This window comes from Variovorax sp. J31P179, from assembly GCF_030316985.1.
Classification (GTDB): Bacteria; Pseudomonadota; Gammaproteobacteria; order Burkholderiales; family Burkholderiaceae_C; genus Variovorax; species Variovorax ginsengisoli_B.
Genome location: NZ_JASZYL010000047.1, coordinates 1 through 1317 on the forward strand (window position 1 = coordinate 1; position 1317 = coordinate 1317).

The 1317-nt window shown below is 63.1% G+C and carries 1 protein-coding gene; it reads right to left on the reverse strand.

Annotated features, from left to right (window positions below):
- Positions 1–136 precede the first annotated feature (136 nt).
- The gene (locus tag QTI17_RS34960) at positions 137–1234 is read right to left on the reverse strand and encodes an IS5 family transposase (RefSeq protein WP_286538777.1); all 1098 of its coding nucleotides are present in this window, start codon (positions 1232–1234) and stop codon (positions 137–139) included.
- Positions 1235–1317: the final 83 nt, after the last annotated feature.

Sequence of the window (1317 nt, forward strand, 5' to 3'; positions counted from 1 at the left end):
CAGGCCGCTGAAGTACCAGTCGCGCGGCAGTCATCCGGCGTCCTGAAGTGGGCGGTTGCAGGATTTCGGGGTTTCAGGCTCGCTGCCGTCGCCGTTATCGCGCTTCGAGGGCCCGTTCTCGGCTCCCGTTTCCCCTCTACGAGGCCACCGGACGGACTTCTGCCAAGGTCCGCATGCGCACGAGGTTATAGGCGGCCATCGTCAGCACGAACAGCTGATCGACTTTCTTGATGCCGCGCACCATCACCTGGCGGATGGGGCCGACGAACTTGGCCCAGCCGAAGCCCTGCTCGATGAGCTTTCTCTTGCGCTGCGAGATCGCATAGCCCTCGCTGCGGGCGATCTCGTCGGCCACCGCCGAACGACGCCCCGCTTTGTTCTGCGCGACGTGCGGCGTCACCTTCATGCAATGCAGCGCCTCGATGAACTCGGCCGCGTCGTAGCCCTTGTCGGCGCCGAGCGTGACCTCGGTATCCGCACTTGCGGTGGTTTGGCGCGCGTCCCTGATCATGACCTTGGCCGCTTCCCGTTCCGCGAAGCCGTCGGCCTGCGTGACCATCGCGTTGACGACCAGGCCGTGACGGTTGTCGGTGAGCGTGTGACCCATGTAGCGCAGCTCGCTGGCCGTCTTGCCCTTGCGGTACAGCTTCGAATCGGGATCCGTCTTCGACTCGTGCGTTTCGTTGCTACGTCGCTGCCCCTTGAAGTCCCCGCCACTGCCGCCACCGTCGTCACCGTCCTTGCGAACGAAGCTCTTGTGTCCGGCCCAGGCCTGAATCAACGTGCCGTCGACGCTGAAGTGCTCACCCGACAACCAATCCTTGTTCTCGGCCGTCTCCAGCACTTCGTTGAAGAAGGCGACCACTGCTTCGTGCTCGATCAGGCGCTGGCGATTCTTACTGAACACCGTCGGCACCCAAACCGCGTCGTCCATCGCCAGGCCGATGAACCAGCGAAACAACATGTTGTATCGCGTCTGCTCCATGAGCTGGCGCTCCGAGCGGATGCTGAACAGGATCTGCAGCAACATCGCGCGCAGCAGCTTCTCCGGCGCGATGCTCGGGCGGCCGCCCTTGACGTCGGCCTCGTACATCCGAGAGAACAACTCGTCCATCTTGGCCAGCGCCTCGTTGACCATCACCCGGATGCGGCGCAGCGGATGGTCGGCAGGAACGAAGTCGTCCAGCCGTCTCATGGTGAACAAGCCTTCGGTGAATGTGTCAGGTCCGCGCATCGGAGCAGGTTTCGTGGGTCTGCAAAGACAACGCCTCAGGCCCAATTTCGGGGGACCATCCGGTGAGGTATTTCAGCAACCTG

Excerpts from the sequence above, each read along its gene's own strand:
- QTI17_RS34960 (WP_286538777.1), bottom strand. The coding sequence starts at position 1,234 with ATGCGCGGACCTGACACATTCACCGAAGGCTTGTTCACCATGAGACGG.